22 protein-coding genes are annotated in these 22,595 nt (G+C 73.1%); 13 read left to right on the plus strand and 9 right to left on the minus strand.

Annotated elements, in window-relative coordinates; genetic code table 11:
- Positions 1-61 precede the first annotated feature (61 nt).
- The 8 genes from GH723_RS07235 to GH723_RS07270 are packed head-to-tail and all read left to right on the plus strand — an operon-like array spanning position 62 to position 10,742.
- Positions 62-1,723, plus strand: a complete 1,662-nt coding sequence (locus tag GH723_RS07235) for an S-layer homology domain-containing protein (protein WP_153759028.1) — start codon at positions 62-64, stop codon at positions 1,721-1,723.
- Positions 1,724-1,739: 16 nt separating this feature from the next.
- Positions 1,740-3,245 (plus strand): MiaB/RimO family radical SAM methylthiotransferase, encoded by a 1,506-nt coding sequence (locus GH723_RS07240; RefSeq protein ID WP_229023148.1) that lies wholly within the window; start codon positions 1,740-1,742, stop codon positions 3,243-3,245.
- Between the two features lie 3 nt (positions 3,246-3,248).
- A complete protein-coding gene (locus GH723_RS07245) occupies positions 3,249-4,046 on the plus strand; it encodes an APH(3') family aminoglycoside O-phosphotransferase (RefSeq protein WP_153759029.1) in 798 nt (265 codons plus the stop codon).
- A 10-nt stretch (positions 4,047-4,056) separates the two neighbouring features.
- Positions 4,057-4,977 carry a tRNA (adenosine(37)-N6)-dimethylallyltransferase MiaA gene (gene miaA, locus GH723_RS07250; RefSeq protein ID WP_153759030.1) on the plus strand — a complete coding sequence of 307 codons (921 nt, stop codon included), beginning with the start codon at positions 4,057-4,059 and terminating at the stop codon, positions 4,975-4,977.
- A 43-nt stretch (positions 4,978-5,020) separates the two neighbouring features.
- The gene (dapF, locus tag GH723_RS07255) at positions 5,021-5,851 is read left to right on the plus strand and encodes a diaminopimelate epimerase (protein WP_195210584.1); all 831 of its coding nucleotides are present in this window, start codon (positions 5,021-5,023) and stop codon (positions 5,849-5,851) included.
- On the plus strand, positions 5,844-7,193 hold the full coding sequence (hflX, locus tag GH723_RS07260) for a GTPase HflX (RefSeq protein WP_153759032.1): 1,350 nt from the start codon (positions 5,844-5,846) through the stop codon (positions 7,191-7,193). The genes dapF and hflX overlap by 8 nt, the downstream gene beginning before the upstream one ends.
- 35 nt (positions 7,194-7,228) lie before the next feature.
- Positions 7,229-8,350 (plus strand): aminotransferase class I/II-fold pyridoxal phosphate-dependent enzyme, encoded by a 1,122-nt coding sequence (locus GH723_RS07265; protein ID WP_229023149.1) that lies wholly within the window; start codon positions 7,229-7,231, stop codon positions 8,348-8,350.
- A 49-nt stretch (positions 8,351-8,399) separates the two neighbouring features.
- On the plus strand, positions 8,400-10,742 hold the full coding sequence (locus GH723_RS07270) for a putative bifunctional diguanylate cyclase/phosphodiesterase (protein ID WP_153759034.1): 2,343 nt from the start codon (positions 8,400-8,402) through the stop codon (positions 10,740-10,742).
- Here the strand turns inward: GH723_RS07270 and GH723_RS07275 are convergent.
- Entirely contained in the window at positions 10,733-12,031 is a 1,299-nt protein-coding gene (locus GH723_RS07275) for an acetyl-CoA hydrolase/transferase family protein (protein WP_229023150.1), read from the minus strand. The genes GH723_RS07270 and GH723_RS07275 overlap by 10 nt on opposite strands.
- Positions 12,032-12,069: 38 nt before the next feature.
- Here GH723_RS07275 and GH723_RS07280 point away from each other — a divergent pair, with 38 nt between their 5' ends.
- Positions 12,070-12,906: a 2,3,4,5-tetrahydropyridine-2,6-dicarboxylate N-succinyltransferase gene (locus GH723_RS07280; RefSeq protein ID WP_229023151.1), complete on the plus strand. Its 837-nt coding sequence runs from the start codon at positions 12,070-12,072 to the stop codon at positions 12,904-12,906.
- Between the two features lie 6 nt (positions 12,907-12,912).
- On the plus strand, positions 12,913-13,974 hold the full coding sequence (gene dapE, locus GH723_RS07285) for a succinyl-diaminopimelate desuccinylase (protein WP_195210585.1): 1,062 nt from the start codon (positions 12,913-12,915) through the stop codon (positions 13,972-13,974).
- A 3-nt stretch (positions 13,975-13,977) separates the two neighbouring features.
- On the opposite strand, the gene GH723_RS07290 is transcribed toward dapE, so the two are convergent.
- The 3 genes from GH723_RS07290 to GH723_RS07300 are packed head-to-tail and all read right to left on the minus strand — an operon-like array spanning position 13,978 to position 16,524.
- Complete coding sequence (locus tag GH723_RS07290; RefSeq protein ID WP_153759036.1) at positions 13,978-14,802, minus strand: SDR family oxidoreductase; 825 nt, start codon at positions 14,800-14,802, stop codon at positions 13,978-13,980.
- A gap of 37 nt (positions 14,803-14,839) precedes the next feature.
- Entirely contained in the window at positions 14,840-15,337 is a 498-nt protein-coding gene (gene purE / locus GH723_RS07295) for a 5-(carboxyamino)imidazole ribonucleotide mutase (protein WP_153759037.1), read from the minus strand.
- Positions 15,337-16,524 carry a 5-(carboxyamino)imidazole ribonucleotide synthase gene (locus GH723_RS07300; protein ID WP_153759038.1) on the minus strand — a complete coding sequence of 396 codons (1,188 nt, stop codon included), beginning with the start codon at positions 16,522-16,524 and terminating at the stop codon, positions 15,337-15,339. The genes purE and GH723_RS07300 overlap by 1 nt, the downstream gene beginning before the upstream one ends.
- Before the next feature lie 102 nt (positions 16,525-16,626).
- On the opposite strand from GH723_RS07300, the gene GH723_RS07305 reads away from it, so the two are divergent.
- The gene (locus tag GH723_RS07305; RefSeq protein ID WP_153759039.1) at positions 16,627-17,091 is read left to right on the plus strand and encodes a peroxiredoxin; all 465 of its coding nucleotides are present in this window, start codon (positions 16,627-16,629) and stop codon (positions 17,089-17,091) included.
- Between the two features lie 7 nt (positions 17,092-17,098).
- On the opposite strand, the gene GH723_RS07310 is transcribed toward GH723_RS07305, so the two are convergent.
- Both GH723_RS07310 and lexA read right to left on the minus strand, forming a co-directional pair.
- Positions 17,099-17,728 carry a hypothetical protein gene (locus tag GH723_RS07310; protein ID WP_153759040.1) on the minus strand — a complete coding sequence of 210 codons (630 nt, stop codon included), beginning with the start codon at positions 17,726-17,728 and terminating at the stop codon, positions 17,099-17,101.
- Positions 17,729-17,818: 90 nt separating this feature from the next.
- On the minus strand, positions 17,819-18,448 hold the full coding sequence (gene lexA, locus GH723_RS07315) for a transcriptional repressor LexA (protein WP_229023152.1): 630 nt from the start codon (positions 18,446-18,448) through the stop codon (positions 17,819-17,821).
- Between the two features lie 268 nt (positions 18,449-18,716).
- Between lexA and GH723_RS07320 the strand changes: the two genes are divergently transcribed.
- Together GH723_RS07320 and nrdR are read left to right on the plus strand one after the other, a co-directional pair.
- Positions 18,717-18,986: a hypothetical protein gene (locus GH723_RS07320; RefSeq protein ID WP_153759041.1), complete on the plus strand. Its 270-nt coding sequence runs from the start codon at positions 18,717-18,719 to the stop codon at positions 18,984-18,986.
- 71 nt (positions 18,987-19,057) lie between these two features.
- A complete protein-coding gene (gene nrdR, locus GH723_RS07325; RefSeq protein ID WP_153759042.1) occupies positions 19,058-19,525 on the plus strand; it encodes a transcriptional regulator NrdR in 468 nt (155 codons plus the stop codon).
- Positions 19,526-19,537: 12 nt separating this feature from the next.
- Here the strand turns inward: nrdR and GH723_RS07330 are convergent, their stop codons facing one another.
- The 3 genes from GH723_RS07330 to GH723_RS07340 form a co-directional block, all read right to left on the minus strand.
- On the minus strand, positions 19,538-20,239 hold the full coding sequence (locus GH723_RS07330; protein ID WP_229023153.1) for an alpha/beta hydrolase: 702 nt from the start codon (positions 20,237-20,239) through the stop codon (positions 19,538-19,540).
- 260 nt (positions 20,240-20,499) lie between these two features.
- The gene (locus GH723_RS07335) at positions 20,500-21,303 is read right to left on the minus strand and encodes a dihydrofolate reductase family protein (RefSeq protein WP_153759043.1); all 804 of its coding nucleotides are present in this window, start codon (positions 21,301-21,303) and stop codon (positions 20,500-20,502) included.
- A gap of 44 nt (positions 21,304-21,347) precedes the next feature.
- Positions 21,348-22,586 carry a YibE/F family protein gene (locus tag GH723_RS07340; RefSeq protein ID WP_153759044.1) on the minus strand — a complete coding sequence of 413 codons (1,239 nt, stop codon included), beginning with the start codon at positions 22,584-22,586 and terminating at the stop codon, positions 21,348-21,350.
- Between the last annotated feature and the right edge of the window lie 9 nt (positions 22,587-22,595).

The raw sequence follows: 22,595 nt of genomic DNA on the forward strand, positions 1-22,595 counted from the left end.
GTGGCGTGCCACCGGAGAGCCGCATCCCACGGTGAGATCGACACGGAGGATCGACGGCACGATGCGCCGCGACGGCACGACACCCCGACGGGCACCGGCCCGCACGGCCCTGGCGGCGGCGCTCGCCCTGGCCCTGCTGGCTGCGCTCGCCCCCTCGGCGGCCTCGTACCCCGGGGCCCCGTGGTTCCGCCCCGGTGTGCCCTACGACGACAACTTCCCCGATCCCAACATCGTCGTCCACAACGGCCGGTACTACGCGTACGGCACCTCGACCGGCGGTGCCTACCTGCCGGTGATGGTCTCCGACGACCTGCGCACCTGGGTGCCGCGGCCCGCCTACGACCCCGGTGTCCCCGGCATCGACGACCCGTACTTCAACGACGCCCTCCCGCAGCCCGCCGCGTGGGCCGCCGATCGGCCGGGCGCCGGGCGGATGAGCAAGGAGGTCTGGGCGCCGGGGGTGGCCCGGATCAACGGGCGCTTCGTCGCGTTCTACGCCGTGCGCGAGCGGCTCGACCGGGACCGCTTCTGCATCTCGGTGGCGACGTCGAGCTCGCCCATCGGCCCCTTCGTCGACAACACGAGCGGCCCGCTCGTGTGCGACGCCGACCCGAACGGGTCCAACGACCCCTTCCCCTTCGTCGATCCCGCCACCGGCGCCGCCTACCTGATCTGGAAGAGCGAGGGCATCCCCGGCTCGACCCCCACCCGGATCTGGTCCCGCCAGCTGAACGGCCAGGGCACGGGCTTCGCCGCCGGCAGCCAGCGCCACCTCCTGCTGCAGACCGACCGGGCGTGGGAGGGCAACGTGATCGAGAACCCGTCGATGGTGCGCCACGCCGGCACCCTGCACCTCTTCTACTCGGCCAACGAGTGGCAGTCGGCGTACTACGCGATCGGCCACGCCACCTGCGCGAGCCCGCTCCACGGCTGCATCAAGAGGGGCTTCGACGGCATCGTCCACACGAGCGAGGGCGACCGCCTCGGTCCGGGCGGCCCGGCACCGTTCGTCGACCTCCAGAACCGCCTGCGCCTCGGGTACCACGCCTGGAACGCGCCGTACACGAGCTACCCGGCGTACCCGCAGTGCCAGTCCGCCGGCACCTGCCGGTCGCAGGGGCAACGGCGCCTGTACGTCGACTTCGTGCTCGGCTCGGGCACCGACATCGGCATCGGCCGCACCAACTCGTTCTCCGACATCCCGCCCGGCGCCTTCTACACCGAGCCCGTGCGGTGGCTGAAGGCCCGGGGCATCACGACGGGTATCGGCGGCGGGCACCGGTTCGGCCCCGACCTCCCCGTCACACGGGGTGAGATGGCCACGTTCCTGTGGCGTCTGCGCGGCGAGCCGGGCACCGCGGCCGGGCAGCGGTTCGTCGACGTCCGGCCTGGCATCTTCTACGACCGGCCCGTGCGCTGGCTGGACGAGAACCGCATCACCACCGGACAGGGGGGCTCCAACCGCTTCGCGCCCGACGCGCCGGTCACCCGGGGCGAGATGGCGACGTTCCTGTGGCGACTGGCCGGGACGCCGGCGCCCTCCGGCGGGCAGCGCTTCGTCGACGTCCGGGTCGGAGCGTTCTACGACACCGCCATCCGGTGGCTCGCCCAGACGGGGATCACGACCGGCGTCGGCGGCTCGAACCGCTTCGCCCCCGACGCCCGCGTCACCCGGGGCGAGATGGCGGCGTTCCTGCAGCGGTTCGACCAGCGGGGGCTGTGAGTCCACACCGGTCGGCATGGGATACTCGCGCCTCGACATGGATCCGCACGACGGGCAGCCGACGCCGCGCACCTACGCGGTGACGACCTTCGGCTGCCAGATGAACGAGCACGACTCCGAGCGCATCGCCGGGCTCCTCGAGGCCGACGGGCTGGTGCCGGCCGCCTCGGAGGACACCGCCGACGTGGTCGTGCTCAACACCTGCTGCATCCGGGAGAACGCCGACAACAAGCTCTACGGCACGCTCGGGCACCTGAAGGCCGCCAAGGCCCGCCGGCCGGGCATGGAGATCGTGGTCGGCGGGTGCCTGGCCCAGAAGGACCGCGATCTCATCCAGCAGCGGGCGCCGCACGTCGACGTCGTGCTCGGCACCCACAACGTGCACCGTGCGGTCGACCTCCTGCACGAGTCCCGTCGCTCCGGCCCCCTCACCGAGATCGTCGAGCAGACGCTCGACGACGCCGAGGCCTTCCCGTCGGCGCTGCCGGTGAAGCGCGAGGTCGACCACTCGGCCTGGGTCACCATCCAGATCGGGTGCGACAACAACTGCGCCTTCTGCATCGTCCCCGCCGTGCGGGGCCAGGAGGTCAGCCGCTCGTTCGGCGACCTGCTCGACGAGGTGCGGGCCCTGGCTGCCGACGGCGTCACCGAGGTGACCCTGCTCGGCCAGAACGTCAACAGCTACGGCCGGGACATCACCACCCGCCTGCGCGCCGCCGAGCCCTCGGTCGACGACGCCGTGCTCGCGGGCGAGATGTGGAGCGGCGACGACCGTCGGCGACCACGGCCCCTGTTCGCCGACCTCCTCCGCGCCGTCGGCGCCCTCGACGGGATCCGTCGCGTCCGCTACACGAGCCCGCACCCGAAGGACCTGCGGCCCGAGACCATCGCCGCCATGGCCGAGGTCGACGCGGTCTGCGAGCACCTGCACCTGCCGCTCCAGGCCGGCTCCGATCGGGTGCTCGCCGCCATGCACCGCGGCTACACCGCCGAGCGGTACCTGGAGAAGCTCGCGGCCGCCCGCGCCACGATCGACGACCTGGCGGTCACCACCGATCTCATCGTCGGGTTCCCCGGCGAGACCGAGGACGACTTCGAGCAGACGCTCGAGGTCGTCGCCGCCGCCGAGTACGACTCGGCCTACACGTTCATCTTCTCGCCGCGCGAGGGCACGGAGGCGGCGGGGATGTCCGAGGCGTTCGTGCCCCACGACGTGGCGGTCGCCCGGTTCGACCGACTTCGCGCCGTCCTCGAGCGGTCGGGTGTGCGCAAGCACCGCGAGCGCATCGGCCGGGTGGAGGAGGTCGTCGTGGAGGGCCCGTCCAAGCGGGACCGCACGGTGCTCACCGGCCGCACCCGCCAGAACAAGCTCGTCCACTTCCCGTCGGCCGAGCCGCTCCGCATGGGAACCTACGCCCACGTGCTCGTCACCGACGCCGCGGCGCACCACCTGCGCGGCGAGCTGCGCGAGGTCCTGGCGCGCCCGACGCACCGCACCCGCATCCCCGTCGTCGCCGGCTGAGCGGTGCGACCGGACCTCGACGCCCTGCCGTCGTCGCTGGCCGCGCTGCTCGACGGGGCGTCGCTCGCACCCGTCAACGTCGGCCGCTCCGGCTCCGTCGTCGCCCGCGCCGTGCGCGACGGGCACGCCGACCTGTTCGTGAAGCTGGTCGACGAGGGTTCGGGTGCACCGGTCCTCGGCCCCGAGATCGCCCGCCTCCAGTGGCTCCAGGGGCGCTGGCCCGTGCCCGAGCTCGTCGACCACGGCCGAGCCGACGGGGCGGAGTGGCTGGTGACCGTGGCCCTCGACGGCGTCGACGCCACCCGCTCACCGCTCGGCGCGGACCCGGAGGTTCTCGCACGGGCCCTCGGCACGGCCCTCCGCCACCTGCACGACGTGGGCCCGGTGGACGGGTGCCCGTTCGACGGGCGGACGGCGGCGCTCGTCGCCCACGCCCGGGCACGGGTCGCCGCCGGCCTCGTCGAGCCCTCCGACTTCCAACCGATCCACCAGGGGCTCAGCGCCGAGGAGCTGCTCGACCACGTCGTCGACCGCCAGCCCGAGGATCCGCCCGACCTGGTCCTCACCCACGGCGACTTCTGCCTTCCCAACGTGGTGCTCGCCGGGGACCGGTTCGTCGGCGTGCTCGACTGCGGCCTGGTGGGCGTCGGCGACCGCTACCGCGACCTCGGGATCGGTGCCCGGAGCGTGGTGCAGAACCTCGGCCCGGGCGCGGTCGGACCGTTCTTCGACGCCTACGGGATCGAGTGGCCGGACCTGGCGCGCGTCGACGCCTTCGTCATGATCGACGAGCTCTTCTGAGCGACGGACGATGACGCGCCCGGTCGCGCTCGTCGGACCCACCGCCTCGGGCAAGTCGGCCCTGGCCCTCGCCCTGGCGCGCGTCCGCTCCGACGCCGAGCTCGTGTCGGTCGACTCGATGCAGGTCTACCGGGGGATGGACGTCGGTACGGCCACGCCGAGCGCCTCCGAGCGGGACGAGGTCCCGCACCACGGGCTCGACCTCATCGACCCCCACGAGGAGTTCACCGTCGCCGAGTTCCAGCGCCGCGTGCTCGCGGCGGTCGACGACATCGAGGCCCGTGGTCGACGGGCGCTCCTGGTGGGCGGCACGGGCCTCTACCTGCAGGCGGTGGTCGACGGGCTCGAGGTGCCGGGGCGCTACCCCGACGTCCGCGCCGGGCTCGACGCCGAACCCGACACCGCGGCGCTCCACCGCCGGCTGTCGGAGCTCGACCCGCTGGCCGCCGCACGCATGGAGCCCACCAACCGCCGTCGGGTCCTACGGGCCCTCGAGGTCACCATCGGCGGCGGGCGACCGTTCTCGTCGTACGGCCCCGGCCTCGACGCCTACCCGCCCAGCCGCTTCCGCCTCGTCGGGCTGCGCCTGCCCCGTCCGGTGCTCGACGAGCGGATCGCCGCCCGGTACGCGGCGCAGGTGGAGGCGGGGTTCGTCGAGGAGGTGCGGCGGGTGTGGGAGGACCCGCGTGGCGTCTCGCGCAGCGCCGCCCAGGCGCTCGGGTACAAGGAGCTGGCCGACCACCTCGCCGGGCGCTGCACACTCGAGGAGGCGCTCGAGCTGGCCGTGCGGCGCACCCGCCGGTTCGCCCGTCGCCAGGAGCGGTGGTTCCGCCGTGATCCTCGGATCACCTGGCTCGAGCCACCGCCGCCCGACCACGATGCGCGGGCCGTGCTGGACGAGCTGCTCGCCATCTGGGACGAGCCCGGCTGAAACGGTGGTGGTTCGGCGATCGACCGGCGAGACTGGCGGTCACATGCGCATCTCGAAGCTGCACGGCCTCCGCAACGACTTCCTCGTCCTCCTCGACGAGCACCAGGACGGTCCCCTCGACGTGGGTCCCGAGCTGGCGCGCCGGCTCTGCGACCGGCGGTCCGGCCTCGGCGCCGACGGACTGATCCACGGGACCAGGCCCGACGCGGGGTCCGACGCCGACGTCGTGATGCACCTCTTCAACGCCGACGGCAGCCGGGCGGAGGTGAGCGGCAACGGCATCCGCTGCCTGGCCCAGGCCGTCGCCCGGTCGCGCGGCGCCGAGGGTCGTGTGGTCGTGGTGGCCGACAGCGGTCGTCGGGAGACCGTCGTACGGCCAGGGACCTCCCCGTCCGACGTCGTCGTCGAGGTCGACCTCGGACCTGTCGGGCCGGGACCGGGTCTCGCCGCACCGCTGCCCCTCGCGGTGAAGGAGTCCGGCACCGCCGACCTCGGCAACCCCCACGTCGTCGCGTGGCTCGACCTCTCGCCCGGCGATCTGCGCCAGGTCGACCTGGCGCAGATCGGCCCGGCAGTCGAGTCGTCGTACCCTGAGGGCATCAACCTCGAGCTCATCGTCCCCGGGCCCGACCCCGACGTGCTCGTGCTCCGGGTCTGGGAGCGCGGCGTCGGGATCACCGAGGCCTGCGGCAGCGGTGCGTGCGCCGCCGCCGCCCTCGCCCACGGGTGGGGGCTCGTCGGTCCGAAGGTCCGGGTCGAGATGCCGGGCGGCGCGGTCGACGTCGAGCTCGTCGAGGGCCGCGCCGTGCTCCACGGGCCGTCGGTGCTCGTGGCCGAGATCGAGCTGAGGGAGGGGGCGGTCCTCGATGGCTGAGCGCGAGGAGAAGCCCCGTCGATCCGACACCGCCGCCTCCGACCACCGTGGTGCGTTCGGCGAGTTCGGCGGCGAGCGCGGCGCGTTCATCGAGCGCACGTTCCGGGAGAAGATCATCCTCGTCGGCGTGGTGTCGCCGGGCCGCTCGGAGGAGGAGGTCGAGGCATCTCTCGACGAGCTCGCTCTGCTCGTCGACACTGCAGGCGCCGACGAGGTCGACCGCGTGCTCCAGCGTCGGGCCACGCCCGACCCCGCCACCTACATCGGCAAGGGCAAGGTCGAGGAGATCCGCGTGCTCGCCGAGGCCGCGGACGCCGACACGGTCGTGTTCGACGACGAGCTGACACCCGCGCAGCAGGGCAACCTCGAACGGCTGCTCGGTCGGTCGGCCATCGACCGCACGGCCGTGATCCTCGACATCTTCGCCCAGAACGCCCACACGGTGGAGGGCAAGGCGCAGGTCCAACTCGCGCTCCTGCGGTACCGGCTCCCGCGCCTGCGGGGCAAGGGCAAGTCCCTGTCCCAGCAGTCCGGCGGCATCGGCGCCCGGCGGGGCCCCGGCGAGACCCAGCTCGAGGTCGACCGCCGTCGAGTGGCCCGGCTGATCCACAAGCTCGAGGCCGACCTGCGTGAGATCGGCCACCACCGCGACGTGCAGCGCAAGTCCCGCCGTCGGTCGCCGTACCAGCAGGTCGCGATCGTCGGCTACACCAACGCCGGCAAGTCCACCCTCCTCAACCGTCTCACCGATGCCGGGGTGCTCGTCGAGGACCGCCTCTTCGCCACCCTCGACGCCACGACCCGCCGCCTGCAGCTCCCCGGCGGCGAGACCGTGCTCGTCACCGACACCGTCGGCTTCGTCACCAAGCTGCCCCACCAGCTGGTGGAGGCGTTCAAGTCGACCCTCGAGGTCGTCGCCGAGGCCGACCTCCTCGTCCACCTCGTCGACGCCTCCGGGCCCGAGGTCGCGGCGCACATGGACGCTGTGCGCTCGGTCCTCGGGGAGATCGGCGCAGGGGACGTTCCGGAGCTGCTCGCGTTCAACAAGGCCGACCTCACCGACGAAGCCGGTCAGCTCGCCGCGAGCCACCCCGGGTCGGTGGCGCTCTCGGCCGCCTCCGGCGAGGGCGTCGACGAGCTGCTCGTCGCCATCGGCGATCGCCTGCGGGCCCTCACCCAGGTGGTCGAGCTCGTCGTCCCCTTCGACCGGGGCGACGTGCTCGCCGCCGTGCACCGCGAGGGAGAGGTCCTCGTCGAGACGACGGGCGAGGACGGCATGCGCCTCCGCGCCCGCCTCGACGACGCCTCCTCGGCCCGCCTGGCCGAGTTCGTCGTCGGCTAGCTACTGGCCGCCGTCGGTGTGCTTGCATGGCCGGCGTGAGCGCCTCCGGTTTCGTCCCCCCGCCGTACCCCTACGACCGCCTCGACGAGCTGAAGTCGGTGGCCGCGGCGCACGAGGGCGGCATGGTCGACCTGTCGGTCGGGACGCCGTGCGACCCGCCGCCGCCGGAGGTCGTCGCGGCCCTCGGTGGCTCGGGCGCCGAGCGGGGCTACCCGCCGTCGATCGGCAGCGCCGCCTACCGGGAGGCGGCGGCGGCGTGGGTCGAGCGTCGGCTGGGCGCCTCGGTGGCGCCGTCGCAGGTCGGGGCGTGCATCGGGACGAAGGAGCTGGTGGCGGGGATGCCGCACTGGCTCCGGTTGCGGGACCCGTCCCGCGACACCGTCCTGTATCCCGAGATCAGCTACCCGACCTACGAGATGGGGGCCGTGCTCGGTGGGTGCCGGGCGGTGCCGGTGGCGGTCGACGACGACTGGCGCATCGACCTGTCGTCGATCTCCGCGGAGGACGCGGGCCGTGCCCTCTGCCTGTGGGTGAACACGCCGGGGAACCCGGCCGGCGGTCTCGACGACCTCGACGCGGCAGCCGAGTGGGGGCGGGCGCACGGCGTGCCGGTCCTGTCCGACGAGTGCTACGCGGAGTTCACGTGGGACGGTCCGGCCCGCACCGTCCTGCGGAGCGGGAGCGAGGGCGTGCTGGCGGTGCACTCGTTGTCGAAGCGCTCCAACCTCGCCGGTGCCCGCGCTGGCTTCTACGCCGGCGACGCCGAGCTCGTCCACTACCTCCAGGAGCTCCGCAAGCACGCGGGCTTCATGTTGCCCGGTCCGGTGCAGGCCGCGGCCGTCGTGGCCTTCGGGGACGACGCTCACGTCGACGTCCAGCGGGAGCGCTACCGTCGCCGCCTCGAGTGGGGGGCGGAGCTGATCGGTCGGCGGTACGGGATCGACGTCGCGCTGCCGGGTGGCGGCTTCTACCTGTGGATCCCGGCGCCGGGCGGTGACGCCTGGGGCTTCGCCTCCCGCCTCGCCGAGGATCTGGGCGTTCTCGTCAGCCCCGGCGAGTTCTACGGCCCCGCCGGGGCATCGCACGTGCGGCTCGCCGTGGTGCAGCCGGACGACCGCCTGGAGCTCGTCACCGAGCGCGCGCAGCGCGCGATGTGACATCGGGCACCACGGAGCGTGAGAAGGAGGTAGCCTCGCGACAGGCTCCGTGAAGGGGAGGGTGCGGATGGGCCGGCCCGAGCAGCTCGCGATGCGCACGGCGATCGCCTTCGCCGCCGCGGCTGCCGGCTGGATCCTGTTCTCCGACCTGGTCCTCGACCGGGTGGTGGGGATCCGCTTCGACGGCCGTACCGACGCCCTGAAGGGCCTGGCCTTCGTCTCGGTGGTCTCGGTCTTCCTCTACTGGCTGGTCCTCCGCAACAACCGCACGGTCATCGGGTTGGCCGACCGCCTCGCCCACCAGGCGGCGATCGACGCCCGGCTGTTCCGGTCGAGCCCCGAGGCCATGTGGGTCTACGACGCCGACACGCTCGAGCTCGTCGAGGTCAACGACACCTTCGTCGCCGCGACCGGCTACAGCCGCGCCGATCTGCTGCGCATGCGGGTGCCCGATCTCACCCTGGAGTCGGAGCGTCCGGCCGTCGAGCGGATCGCCCGGACGTCGGGCCTGATCGGGGAACCGCAGGTGCTGCTCCAGGTCCTGAAGGACGGTGCGCACCGGTGGGTGGAGATCACCTCGCACGCCATCGACGTCGAGGGACGGCGCGCCCGGCTGGCCGTGGGTCGCGACGTCACCGAGCAGCGCCTCGCCGCCGAGGCGCTGCGGGCGAGCGAGCGGCGCCTGGCCGGCATCCTCGCCTCGATGCAGGAGATGGCGTTCTCCGTCGACATGCAGGAGCGACGCATCACCTACCTCAACGAGGTCGCCGCCGAGCTGCTCGGTCGCCCGACCGACGAGCTGCTCATGTCGCTCGCGGAGTTCGTCGACCTCGTCGTGCCCGAGGACCGCGAGCGCCTGCGTGCCACGCTCGGCGACGTCGTCGAGAAGGGGTGGGCCGAGACCGAGATCCGGTTGCGATCGGCCGCAGGCGGCACGCGCACCCTGCGCCTCAAGGGCACCGCCGTCGTCGCCGCGGACGGCACGATCACCCAGGTCGACGGCATCGCGACTGACCTGACGCACCGCCAGGAGCTCGAGGAGCTGGTGCACCACCAGCGGTCGTTCGACCAGCTGACGGGTCTGCCCGTGCGGCGGTCGTTCATCGAGGCGGTCGACGCTGCCGTGTCGGTCGGGCCGCACCTGGAGCCTCCGGCGATCCTGGCGATGTTCGACCTCGACCGCTTCGCCGACATCAACGAGGCTGCCGGTCACGACGCCGGCGACCACGTGCTGTGCCGCGTCGCCGAGCGGCTGCAGGCCCTGGTCGAGCCCGGGATGGTCGCGGCGCGCGTCGGCGGCGACGAGTTCGCCCTGTTCTGCCCGGCCGGGCTCACGAGCGCCCAGCAGCTCGGGGCCCGCCTCCGCTCCACGATCGAAGGGCTGGTGTCGCTCGACGGCTACGAGTTCTTCGTGAGCCTCGGGGTGGGCCTGGCCGTCGCCGAGCCGTCCAGCACCGCCGACGACCTCCTCCGCAACGCCCACCTGGCGATGTCCGCGGCGAAGGCCCGCACCTCCGGCGTCGAGGTGTACTCGCCGTCGCACCACGTCCAGGCGGTCGACCGGGTGCGGGCCGAGGGCGATCTCCGCCGAGCCCTCAGCGAGGACCGCCTCCTCGCCGTGTACCAGCCGGAGGTCGACGTGCGAACCGGTCGGATGATCGGCGCCGAGGCCCTCATCCGCTGGGACCACCCGGAGCGTGGGCTGGTCGCGGCCGGCGAGTTCATCGCCGAGGCGGAGCGCAGCAACCTCATCATCGAGGTGGGCGACCTCATGCTGCGCCGGGCGCTCGAGCAGGCGGCCCACTGGCACGACGTCCACGGGCCGGCGGCCCCGATCGTCTGGGTCAACCTGTCGCGCCGCGAGCTCGACGATCCGGCGGTCGTCGACCGGGTCCGCCAGGCGATCGACGCGGCGGGCGTCCCGGTGCACCTGGTCGGCATCGAGGTGACCGAGACGGCGTTCGTCGACGAGGGCGGCACCGCCACCGAGTCGCTGGCGGGCTTGGCGGCGATGGGGGTGCGGCTGGCGCTCGACGACTTCGGCACCGGGTGGTCGTCGCTGAAGTCGCTGAAGTCGTTCCCGTTGTCGGTCGTGAAGATCGACAGCTCGTTCGTCGGCAACGTCGCCAGCGCCTCGCGCGACCGCAAGATCGTGCAGGCGATCATCGGCATGGCCCACGGCATGTCGATGTCGACGATCGCCGAGGGCGTCGAGACCCACGAGCAGCTCGAGGCCCTCGCGGCGCTCGGCGCCGACCGCGCCCAGGGCTACCTGCTGGCCCGCCCCGAACCGGCGTCGGTGATCGACGACCTCCTCGACGCCGGCGGGGTCGTCGAGGTGATGCGTGACCGGCCGCGGCTGCCACGCATCGTGGGCGGGACTCAGATGTAGCCGAGCTCCTTGGCGTCTCTCTCGAGCTCGTCCCGGAAGTCCGGGTGGGCGATGCGGATGAGCGCCCGGGTGCGCTCTCGGATCGACCGGCCGCGCAGCTCGGCCACGCCGAACTCGGTGACCACCTTGTCGACGGTGTTCTTCATCGTCGTGACGACCGAGCCGTTGGTGAGCTGGGGGCGGATCCGGGAGAAGGAGCCGTCGCTCGTCGTCGAGCGGAGCACGACGAAGCCCTGCCCGTTGTCGGCGTAGAGGGCACCACGGGCGAAGTCGGCCTGCCCGCCGGAGCCGGACCAGTAGCGACCGCCGATGGTCTCCGACGCGCACTGACCGAGGAAGTCGACCTCGGTCGTGGCGTTGATGGAGACGAAGTTTGGTTCGGTCGCGATCACACGGGGATCGTTCACGTAGTCGACCGGCAGCAGCTCCACGGCCGGGTTCTCGTGCAGGAAGTCGTAGAGGGCCCGGGTGCCGAGCGCGAAGGTCGTCACGTGCTTGCCCGGGCGACGACGCTTGCGGGTGCCCGTGAGCACGCCCGACAGGACGAGGTCGATGACGCCGTCGGAGAGCAGCTCGGTGTGGAGCCCGAGGTCCCGGTGGTCGGTGAGGCGGGCGAGGACGGCGTTCGGGATCGACCCGATCCCGACCTGGAGCGTGGTGCCGTCGGGGATGCGCTCGGCGATGAGGTCCGCGATGCGCTCGTCGGTCTCGTTCGGCGCCGCCGGCTCCACCTCGACCAGCGGGTAGTCGGCCTCGACCCAGCCGACGGTCTGGGTCACGTGGACCGAGTTGCGGCCGAAGGTGCGGGGCATGGCCGGGTTGGCCTCGATGAAGAACGGGACCTGCCCGATGAAGCCGCTGACGTAGTCGGCGCTGACCCCGAGCGAGAAGTACCCGTGACGATCGGGCGGGGACGCCGCGGCGATCACGAGCTTCGGGCCCTGGAGGCGCCGCAGCAGCATCGGCACCTCCGAGAAGTTGCAGGGCACGAGGTCGATGTGACCGGCGTGGAAGCCGGGGCGCGACACGTGCGAGAGGAAGTAGGCGACGTACCCGAGCCGACCGGGGTGGGCGCCGTGCAGGTAGGGCCGGTCGTGCATGGCGTGCATCTGGTGGATGCGCACGTCGCGCAGCTGGTCCGCCCCGTCGACGATGGCGTCGACGACCGTGCGGGGCTCGCCGTTGGCGAGCGGCATGATCACCTGCGTGCCCGGCGGCAGGTGCTGCAGCACGGCCTCGGGCGACGGGGCGGCGGTGAGGTCGGCACGGCGGAACGTCGGGGAGCTCACGACCGAAGTCGTACCACCTGAGCACTAGCCTCACCCGCATGGCTGATCTGCGAGCGCGCATCGACGAGCTGTGGGAGACCCGGGACACCCTCGACGTGGACGACCCCGAGGTCGGGGCCACCGTCCGGGAGGCCGTGGCGCTGCTCGACTCCGGAGAGGCCCGGATCGCCGAGGTCGTGCCCGACGGCACGACGATGGGCGACGTCCGCGTCCACCAGTGGTTGAAGCACGCCATCCTGCTGCTCTTCAAGATCTCGAAGATGGACACGATCGAGCTCGGACCCTTCGAGTTCGCCGACAAGATCCCGCTCAAGTCGGGCTACGAGGCCGCCGGCGTCCGCGTCGTCCCGGGGGCTTCGGCCCGGTGGGGCTCGTTCCTCGACAACGGCGTCGTCATGATGCCGAGCTACGTCAACATCGGCGCACGCGTCGGCGCCGGTTCGATGGTCGACACCTGGGCCACGGTCGGGTCGTGCGCGCAGATCGGCGCCAACGTCCACCTCTCCGGCGGCGTGGGCATCGGCGGCGTCCTCGAGCCGCCCCAGGCCGAGCCCGTCATCGTCGACGACGAGGCGTTCATCGGCAGTCGGTGCATGGTCACCGAGGGGGCGCGCGTGGGCCGTGGCGCGATGCTCGGCGCCGGGGTCGTGCTCAACCCGTCCATCCCGGTCATCGACGCCCACACGGGTCTCGAGGTCTCCCGCGGCGTCGTGCCGCCCTGGTGTCTCGTCATCAACGCCACGCGTCCCCGCGAGTTCGACGGGGGCACGTTCGGGCTGCCGTGCGCCCTCATCATCAAGCGCTTCGAGGAGGGCGAGCGCCACGACAAGGCGGCGCTGAACTCGGTGCTGCGCGAGCACGGCGTCTCGGTCTAGGCGCTCGTGACCGACCTCCTGCGGCTCACCGCCGAGCTGATCGACCTCCCGTCCCCGTCGTTCGAGGAGCAGGCGTTCGTCGAGATGCTCGAGGGTGAGCTGCGGTCGGTCCCGTGGCTCGACGTCGAGCGGGTGGGCGACAACCTCGTGGCCCGCACCCAGCTCGGGCGTGGCGTCCGGGTGATCCTCGCCGGCCACACCGACACCGTCCCGGCCAACGGGAACGCCACGGCTCGCATCGACGGCGACGTCTTGTGGGGCCTCGGCGCCTGCGACATGAAGAGCGGCCTCGCCGTCATGCTCGAGCTGGCCCGAACGGTGGACGAACCGGTCGTCGACGTCACCTACGTCTTCTACGCCCGGGAGGAGGTCGCGGCGGCGCACAACGGCCTCGCCGAGCTGTTCGAGCTGCGGCCCGACCTGCTCGTCGGTGACGTGGCGCTGCTCGGCGAGCCGACCTCGGCGGCGATCGAGGCCGGGTGCCAGGGCACGATGCGGTTCGTCGTCACCCTGGTCGGCCAGCGCGCCCACACGGCGCGCGCCTGGAAGGGCGTCAACGCGATCCACCGCGTCGGCCGGGTGCTCGCCGCGCTCGAGCTCTACGAGCCGCGGCAGCCGGTCCTCGACGGGTGCCGGTTCCACGAGGGGCTCCAGGCCGTCGCCATCGAGGGTGGTGTGGCGGGCAACGTGGTGCCGGATCGGGCCACGGTCACGATCAACCACCGCTTCGCCCCCGACCGCACGATCGAGGAGGCGGAGGCCCACGTCCGCGAGGTGCTCGCCGACCTGCTCGTCGACGGCGACACCGTCGAGGTCGTCGACGCCGCACCCGCGGCGGCGCCCGCCACCGGCCATCCGCTGGTGCAGCGGCTCATCGAGCGCCACGGCCTCGAGGTGCGCGCCAAGCTGGGCTGGACCGACGTGGCCCGCTTCTCGGCGGCGGGCATCCCGGCGGCCAACTTCGCACCGGGTGACCCGTCGCTGGCCCACGCGCCCGACGAGCGCGTGGAGCGGCGGGACCTCGAGGTGGTCGCCGCCGCTCTCCGCGATCTGCTGACGGTGGCCTGAGGCTCAGCCGCCCCGGCGCATCAGTCCGCCGCCGATGATGCCGCCGCCGTCGCAGGTGATCGTCTCGCCGACCGTGTAGGCACCGGCCCGGGACGCGAGGAAGATCGACAGCCCGGCGATGTCCTCGGCGGAGCCGACGCGACCGCGCGGGTTGCCCTGGCCGACGGCGTCCCAGTCGGTGCCCTCGACGTCCCCGCCGCCACCGACGCCGGTCGACAGCATCCACGTGGGGAACGGCCCGGGGGCGATGGCGTTGGCGATGATGTTGCGGCGCACGAGGTGGGCGGCCATCTGGCGGGTGAGGTGGTGCACGGCGGCCTTCGACGCGCCGTAGGAGAACGTGTCGAAGCCCGGTGTCTGGATGCCGTCGACCGAGCCGATGTTGATGACACGGGAGGGGTCCTCGGCGGTGGCGTTCACCTCGAGGAGCGGGAGCACCCGCTGGGTGAGGAAGAAGACGCCCTTGACGTTGGTGTCCATCACCTTGTCCCAGCCGACCTCGGGGAACTCGTCGAGCGGTGCGCCCCACGACGCGCCGGCGTTGTTCACGAGGATGTCGAGGCTGTCGGTGCGCTCCTTCAGCCGGCCGACGAGGGAGTCGATGCCCTCGAGGTTCGACAGGTCCGACGGCAGCGAGATGCACTCGGCGTCGTACTGCTCCGACAGCCGCGCCGCCGTCGCGTCGCACTGCTCGGCCTTGCGGGAGCTGATGTAGACGGTGGCGCCGTTGGCGAGGAACCCGGCGGCGATCATCTCGCCGATGCCGCGGGAACCGCCGGTGACCAGCGCGGTCTTGCCGTCGATCGAGAACAGGTCGTTGATCTTCATGGTCGTCCTGGGTCGGGGTCGGGGATGGGTGGGAGGTTCAGCCGCCGTCGGCCAGGCGCTGCTGGAGCGTGTGGTCCTTGGCGCGGGCGGTGTCGGCGAGGTCGGCCTGGAACTGCACCATCCGCTCGCGCAGGGCGGGGTCGGAGGCGGCCAGGATGCGGACGGCGAGGAGGCCGGCGTTGCGGGCGCCGCCGATCGACACGGTGGCGACAGGGACGCCGGCGGGCATCTGCACGATCGACAGCAGCGAGTCCATGCCGTCGAGGTGGGCGAGGGGCACCGGCACCCCGATGACGGGCAACGGCGTGACCGATGCGAGCATCCCCGGGAGGTGGGCGGCGCCGCCCGCGCCGGCGATGATCACCTCGACGCCGCGGCCGGCGGCCTCGTGGCCGAACGCGATCATGGCGTCGGGCGTCCGGTGGGCGGACACCACACGGACCTCGTGCGCCACGTCGAACTCACGGAGCGCCTCGACGGCACCTTGCATCGTCGGGTAGTCGGAATCGCTGCCCATCACCACGGCGACGCGCATCAGTCGACCTCCGGCACGGGGTCGCCGAGGGCGGCGACGGCGGATCGGGCGCGCTGGCGCGCGTCGTCGAGCGAGTCGGCGAGGACGGTCACGTGGCCGAGCTTACGGCCGGGCCGTGGGCCCTTCCCGTAGAGGTGGACGTGCGCGCCGGGCACCGCGAGGGCGCCGGCGAGGTGCTGCACCGGATCGCGCCCGTCGGCGTGGCCGAGGACGTTCGCGGAGACCACCACCGGCGCGAGCTGCTGGGTGTCGCCGAGCGGTAGCCCGGCCACGGCACGCAGGTGGTTCTCGAACTGCGAGGTCACCGCCCCCTCGATCGACCAGTGCCCCGAGTTGTGCGGGCGGGTCGCGACCTCGTTGATGGTCACCGCCTCACCGTCGTGGAAGAGCTCGACGGCGATGAGCCCGACGGCGCCGGCGACCTCGGCGGCCTGCTCGGCGATGCGTCGGGCCTCCGCTGCCACGTCCTCGGGGACGCGCGCCGGGGTGATCGTCTCCCGGCAGATGCCGTCGACCTGGACCGTCTCGGTCACGGGGTAGCTGCGCTCGGTGCCGTCGGGCGACCGCACGACCACGACCGCCATCTCGCGGACGATCGACACGGCCTCCTCGACGATGACCTCGGCCAGACCTGCGTCGGTGGTGAGGTCGTGCAGCAGCTCGTCGAGCTGCGCCTCGTCGGCGAGCACCCACACGCCCCGCCCGTCGTAGCCGCCGCGTGCGGTCTTCACGACGACCGGCCAGCCGAGCTCACCGGCTGCTCGGCGGGCCTCGTCGACGTCGGTGGTGGTGCGGTGGCGGGGGAGGGGGAGGCCCGCCGCGGCGAAGCGGCGTCGCTGGTGGGCCTTGTCGGTGGCGAAGCGCAGCGCCTCGGCCGACGGGCGGGTCGCAGCCAGGCCGTCGCGCTCGATGGCCGCGAGGGCGTCGAGGTCGACCAGCTCGTGGTCGAAGGTGACCACGTCGACGCCGTCCGCGAAGCGGCGGAGGTCCTCGGGGTCGCCCGGATCGCCGAGGGCTTTGGCCGGGCTGACGAGGGCCGCGGCGTCGTCGACCGAGGCGGCGAGGACGCGCAGGTGGACGCCGAGCGCGATGGCCGCCTGGTGGGACATGCGGGCGAGCTGACCGCCACCGACCATCCCGATGGTGGGTGGGGTGGTCGCCTCGTCGGAGCGGGGTGCAGTGGACATCGCCCCGCAGCGTCGCACACCTGGACGGGCCCCTCGTGCACGCCGGTCCGCGTGGCCGGGAGGAACCGTAAGCTCCGAGCGGCACCGATGCGGAGGGACACGATGACCGTCGAGACCGGCCAGGACGCCCCGGACTTCGAGCTCAAGGACCACGCCGGCGACGCGGTCACGCTGTCGTCGTTCCGCGGCCGCTCGGCCGTGGCGCTGGTGTTCTTCCCGTTCGCGTTCACCGGCGTCTGCGAGGGCGAGCTCTGCCACCTGCGTGACGACCACGCGGACTTCGACGCCGCGGGCGTGCAGGTGCTGGCCATCAGCTGCGATCCGCGCCCGGCGCTCGGTCGCTGGGCGGAGGAGATCGGCGTCCCGTACCCGCTGCTCTCGGACTTCTGGCCCCACGGCGAGGTGGCGCGCGCCTACGGCGTGTTCAACGAGGCGCTCGGCTGCGCCAACCGGGTCACGATCCTCGTCGACGCCGACGGCCTGGTGGTCGATCGCTTCGAGTCCGCCGGTCTCGGCGAGCCGAGAGACGCCGCGCGCTACCGCGCCGCGTTCGCCGCCCTGGGCTGAGCGGGACTCACGGCGACTCGAGCGTGAGCTCCTGGGTACTGCGGTCGCCGTTCGTGGCCAGCGCGGTCACGTAGTAGGTCTGGGCGTCGCCACCGCACGGCGCCGGGACCTCCATGGAGCCCTCGGGAGGACCCGTGTCGTAGACCCCGCCGGGCGTGTCGATGGCGACCTCGACCGAGACCGCTCCCTGGGTGGTCCACGAGAGGGTCAGGCTCCCGGGGCACGTGAACTCGGACGCCTCGATCGACGTGACGGCGAGCGGCGTCGTGGCCGTGGTCGTCGTGGCCGGTGCGGTCGTCGTCGTGGTCGAGGGTGCCGTGGTGGTGGGGGCGGAGGAGGTCGTCGTGTCGTCGACCGCCGTCGTGGTGGAGCCCTCGACCGGGGAGCTGGTCGTCGTGGTCGGCTCAGGGTCGTCGTCGCCGTCGTCCGCCAGGAGCACCCAGGCCAGCGCACCGGCGACGAGCACGAGGAGCACCAGGAGGACCGGCAGGATCCACCCCGGTCCGCGGCGTGGCGGCTCGTCGTCCCCTGCGGCGACGGGCGGCATGACCGTGGTCGGCGGATCTCCGTCACCTGTGGCGGGCACGGCGATCGTCGGCTCGTCCCCGGCGCCCCACCCGCTCGGTCGGTCGGTCACGCCGGCACGCTACCGCGGCCACGGTGACGGGGGCGGGGCGACGGTGCGAGGGGTGCCCACGGCCATAGGCGCCCCCCGCACCGTGCGAGCTCAGAGCCTGCGCATCACCGTGACGACCCGTCCGAAGACGTGGACGTCGGTGGCGTCGAACTCCATCGGCTCGAGGGAGGGGTTGGCCGGCAGCAGCACGACCTTGCCGTCGCGGGTGGTCCAGGTCTTCACCGTGGCCTCTTCGCCGGGGATGCCGGCGATGACGATGTCGCCCTGGTCGGCGGTGCTCTGCACCCGGGCGACGACGAAGTCGCCGTCGAGGATGCCGGCGTCGATCATCGAGTCGCCCCGGACCCGCAGCATGAACAGCTCGCCCTCGCCGCAGAGGTCGGTCGGGACGGGCACGACCTCCTCGATGTTCTCCTGGGCCAGCACGTCGGTGCCGGCGGCGACGTCGCCGACGAGCGGGACGTGGCGCGCCGAGCGGCGTTCGACGTTCGGGCCCGAGGCCGCGTCCCACCGGACCTCGATGGCGCGGGGCTTGGTGGGGTCGCGCCGCAGGTAGCCGAGCTTCTGGAGCGTGGCGAGGTGGGAGTGCACCGTGGAGGGCGACGCCAGGCCCACGGCCTCGCCGATCTCGCGGACCGACGGGGGATACCCCCTGTCGCGCATGTGCGCCTCGATCGTCTCCAGCACCTGGCGCTGTCGGTCGGTGAGCGTGTCGGTCACGGTTGTTCCCCTTCGAGGAGGCCCGGGCACGGGGCCGGACGAGGCCGGTGGTGGAGCGGATCGAACACCTGTTTGGGAAGGTACCACCGGACGCTGCCGGTGGCAAACACCTGTTCGATCTGCGCCTTGACGGCGAACGCACGTTCGTGCTTGTCTACGAACAGACGTTCGTCGAACGGTCGTTCTACCAGGTCGGTGCACACCGCCGGTGGACACCGGCGGGCGCCGCCCGCCGCTCGCTGTCACACCCCCCGGAGAAGATGCCCCCATGGTCGCCATCGTCACCGACGCCCACCACGCCCCCGCCCCCTACCTCGCCGATCCGTACCCCACGGCCCGCGTGCCCGCGGGGGTCGCCTCCCGGCCCGCCGCAGGTGGGCAGCCCGCTGCGCCGGCCGTGCGCGCCGCGCTGGTGGTGGTCGCGATCGTCGCCGTGCTCCTCGCCGCCGTGGGCACCGCAGCGGTCGGCCGGGTGCTCGACGCCCAGCGGGGCGTGCCCGCCACCGCCGACGGCCCCGCCGTCGTCGTCGCCGACTGAGCTCCCCGGGGGTCGCCGCCCCGGTGGTTCCGACATGCGGCACCAGGGAGCTGGCGGGTAGCGTCCCCGCCGTGAGGTGCCCTGCCTGCGGAGGACTCGACGACAAGGTCGTGGACTCCCGCCAATCCGATGACGGTGGTTCGATCCGTCGTCGCCGGCAGTGCCTGGCGTGCAGCCGCCGCTACACCACCTTCGAGCGGCTCGAGGAGCTTCCTCTGGTGGTCGTCAAGCGCTCGGGCGACCGCGTGCCCTTCGACCCCGGCAAGGTGGCCGGCGGGGTCCACGCCGCCGCCAAGTACCGCCCGATCACCGACGAGCAGCTCCAGGCCCTCGCGACCGAGGTGGAGGAGTCACTGCGGTTGCGGGGACCCGAGGTGTCGAGCGAGGACGTCGGCCTGGCCGTGCTCGAGCGCCTGCGGGAGCTCGATCAGGTCGCGTACCTGCGCTTCGCCAGCGTCTACAAGGGCTTCGACGATCCCGCCGACTTCGAGCGCGAGGTCGCGGTGCTCACCAAGAGCACCGAGCCCAAGCGCCGCTGACCGCCTCGCGGCTCAGGTCGCGGCGTGGCGCCGCAGGAAGTCGAGCTGCTGGTCCAGGCACCGTCGGGCGAGGGCGATGGGGAACGCGGTGAACCCGTGGATGCCCGCCGGGTAGAGCCCGGTCTCGACGTCGTTCCCGGCCAGTCGCCAGCGGCTCGCCATGAACGCCGAGTCGTCGACGAGGGGATCCATCTCGCCGACGGTGAAGAGCGCGGGCGGCAGGCCGCGGAGGTCGGCGAACAGCGGCGAGATCTCCGGCCGTCGCCTCTCCTCGGCCGATCTGCCGGGCACGAAGGTCTCGTAGAACCACTGCATGATCGGGCCCGAGAGGATCAGGTTGCGCTCGCCCCAGTTCCGCTGGCTCGGGGTTCCCGAGAGGTCATAGGCGCCGAACACGAGGTTCGCCGCGGCGAACCGCCCCACCGTGCCCTCGTCGCGCAGGCGTAGCAGCGTGCTCGCCGCCAGGTGCGCGCCGGCGGACTCACCGCCGATGAGGAGGCGGTCGGTGCCCCACTCGCCGGGCGCGGCATCGATGAGCCAGCGGGCCGCGGCGGCGCAGTCGTCGGGTCCTGCGGGGTACGGGTGCTCGGGTGCGAGCCGGTAGTCGACGCTGACGACGGCCAGGCCGGCGTGGTCCGCGACGGCCTCCAGCAGGGCGTCCTGCTGGTCGGCGGCGCCGAGGACCCAGCCGCCGCCGTGGAGGTGGAGGTACACGCCCCGAGGCTCCTCGGGTGTGATGGTCCGCAGGGTGAGCGGGCCCGACGGCGTCTCGATCGTGCGGTCAACCGCTCGTTCGGAGCGGACGAGGGGCCCGGCCCAGCTGCGGCCCTCGGCTCGGGCCCGCCGGGTCTCCTCGGGTGGCACCGTGTGCGTGGGCGGTGCGGCAGCGAGGAGCTCTCGATCGCGGCGTTCACCGCCTCGGCCTCCTCGATCTCCTCCGGCGGGACGTCGACGCGCTCGAGCATGGCGGCACGCTAGGCGCGCTGCTGGCCTCCGTTGCGTGGATCGCGGTCGCGCACGTACCGGAGCATCAGCTCGCCGTCGTGCTCGAGGACGCGGGCGAGCCGCAGTCGGCGTGGCTCGGGTGTCGGCGACCCGACGGCGGATCGGGCGGCGTCGCCGGCGACGAGGAGAGGGGCGGACGTCGTGCACCACTCGTCGACGAGGTCGGCGGCGAGCAGCAGCCCGTTCAGGGTCGCGCCGCCCTCGCAGAGGACGATCCGTGCGCCGAGCTCCGACCCGAGGAGCGACACGGCCGTGCGGACGTCCACGCGCTCTTCGCCGGCGACGAGGACGTCGGCGACCTGCTCGATCTCGGTGCGGCGCGCCTCCGTCGCGGCGTCGGCGACGAGGACCACCGGACGTCGGTCGGGGCCGGCGTCGGTGAACATGGGCAGGTCGAGGGCGATGTCGCCGCGGTTGGACACGACGGCGAGTCGGGGGAGCGGGGCCTGGCCCCGCTCGGTGCGGCGAGCACGGCGGGCTGCATCGCCCATCGGGGGCCGGTACCGCTCGGCGGTCACGGTGGCCGACCCCGCGAGGACGACGTCGGCGACGGCTCGCAGGGCGACGAAGACGGCGAAGTCGCCGTCCCCGCCGAGGGGGCCGGAGACGCCGTCGACGTAGGTCGCCCCGTCGACCGAGGTGACCATGTTGACCACGACCCACGGCTGCTCGGTGGTGCCAGGGCGGGCCTCGGCGGCGATGAGCGGGTCGATCGCGGCGGCGTCGAGGCCCAGGTCCGGCGGTGTGCCGTCGGTGGGCACCAGTCGCTGCATGGCGCCGAGGCTACCGAGGCCGGGCGTCGCCTCGCCGGGCGGGCTCAGGCCTCCGGGGCGAAGTCCTCCCACGAGGGCCGGCCGTCGGGCGTCGAGGGGGCGGCCGCCGCGTCCCCCTCGCTCCGCCGACGACCCGCGATGACGGCGGCGAGCGCGGTCGTCAGCGGCACCGCCGCCACGAGCCCGATGCTCCCGACCAGCGTGCGGACGACCTCGATGGCCACGACCTCCTGGCCGAGGATCTGGGTGGCGGGCCGGGTGGAGCGCGCGAAGAAGAGGAGCGTGGAGAGCGACGCGCCCACGTAGGCGAGCACGAGGGTGTTCACCGTGGCGGCGATGTGGTCCCGTCCGACCCGCAGCGCGCGCCGGTACAGCTCGGCCGCACCGAGGGCCGGGTTGGCGGCGCGGATCTCGGCCACCGCCGCCACCTGGGTGACCGTCACGTCGTCGAGGACCCCGAGCGCGCCGATGATGATCCCGGCGAGCAGCACCCCGGCCGGGTCGAGGGCCTCGGCCGAGACCCGGAGCAGCTGGGCGTCGTCGCCGGACAGCCCGGTCAGGTGGGCGAGGTGCACGAAGGTGACCGCCAGCAGCGTGATGAGGAGGAGGCTCCCGAGGGTGCCGATCAGCGCCACGGTCGTCTCGAGGGTGACGCCGTGCGCGAGGTACAGCGCCACGAACGCGATCAGCGTGGCGGCCACCAGCGCGACCGCGAGGGCGGGGCGTCCCCTGATGAGGGCGGGGAGGAGGAAGGCGAGGACGATGCCGACGCTGAGTCCGAGCCCTGCGAGGGCGCGGGCTCCCTGCCACCTCCCGAGCGCGAGGACCGCCACGACGAAGAGCGCGGCGAGGGCGACGAGCGGGAGCGCTCGCTCGTGCTCCCAGTAGGTGTACGCCCACTCGTCGGGTGCCATCGGGTTGTGCTGCACGATCAGGCGGTCGCCCACCTCCAGCTCGGGGATGTGGGTGTCCCGGGCCGAGACCTGCATCGTGGCGACGTCGCCCTCCGCCTCGCCGCTCGCGATCCTGATCGTGACGAGGTCGCACTCCACGGGGGCGACGGCCTCCACGGTGTCGCAGCTGCCCGGCTCGATCGCTTGGATCACTGCGGTGGGGTAGCGGAGCCCCTCGGTGGAGAACCCGGGATCGGGGGCCGGCCCGCGCGGCCAGAGGACGAGCAGGCCCACCAGGGCGAGGATCCCGACCCCGGCGACGCCGTAGACGAGCCGCCGAGCGACCCGTCGCTCGGCCTCCGGGACGAGGTGCGCCGTGTGGTCGTGCATCGTCCCGGT

Origin of the sequence: Actinomarinicola tropica, from assembly GCF_009650215.1 — a bacterium.
Classification (GTDB): domain Bacteria; phylum Actinomycetota; class Acidimicrobiia; order Acidimicrobiales; family SKKL01; genus Actinomarinicola; species Actinomarinicola tropica.

Coding starts and splice junctions, on each gene's coding strand:
- GH723_RS07300 (WP_153759038.1), bottom strand. CDS start 16,524: ATGTCCACTGCACCCCGCTCCGACGAGGCGACCACCCCACCCACCATC.
- miaA (WP_153759030.1), top strand. CDS start 4,057: ATGACGCGCCCGGTCGCGCTCGTCGGACCCACCGCCTCGGGCAAGTCG.
- GH723_RS07335 (WP_153759043.1), bottom strand. CDS start 21,303: ATGCAGCGACTGGTGCCCACCGACGGCACACCGCCGGACCTGGGCCTC.
- GH723_RS07235 (WP_153759028.1), top strand. CDS start 62: ATGCGCCGCGACGGCACGACACCCCGACGGGCACCGGCCCGCACGGCC.
- GH723_RS07305 (WP_153759039.1), top strand. CDS start 16,627: ATGACCGTCGAGACCGGCCAGGACGCCCCGGACTTCGAGCTCAAGGAC.
- purE (WP_153759037.1), bottom strand. CDS start 15,337: ATGCGCGTCGCCGTGGTGATGGGCAGCGATTCCGACTACCCGACGATG.
- GH723_RS07340 (WP_153759044.1), bottom strand. CDS start 22,586: ATGCACGACCACACGGCGCACCTCGTCCCGGAGGCCGAGCGACGGGTC.
- GH723_RS07290 (WP_153759036.1), bottom strand. CDS start 14,802: ATGAAGATCAACGACCTGTTCTCGATCGACGGCAAGACCGCGCTGGTC.
- hflX (WP_153759032.1), top strand. CDS start 5,844: ATGGCTGAGCGCGAGGAGAAGCCCCGTCGATCCGACACCGCCGCCTCC.
- GH723_RS07320 (WP_153759041.1), top strand. CDS start 18,717: ATGGTCGCCATCGTCACCGACGCCCACCACGCCCCCGCCCCCTACCTC.
- GH723_RS07280 (WP_229023151.1), top strand. CDS start 12,070: ATGGCTGATCTGCGAGCGCGCATCGACGAGCTGTGGGAGACCCGGGAC.
- GH723_RS07240 (WP_229023148.1), top strand. CDS start 1,740: ATGGGATACTCGCGCCTCGACATGGATCCGCACGACGGGCAGCCGACG.
- dapF (WP_195210584.1), top strand. CDS start 5,021: ATGCGCATCTCGAAGCTGCACGGCCTCCGCAACGACTTCCTCGTCCTC.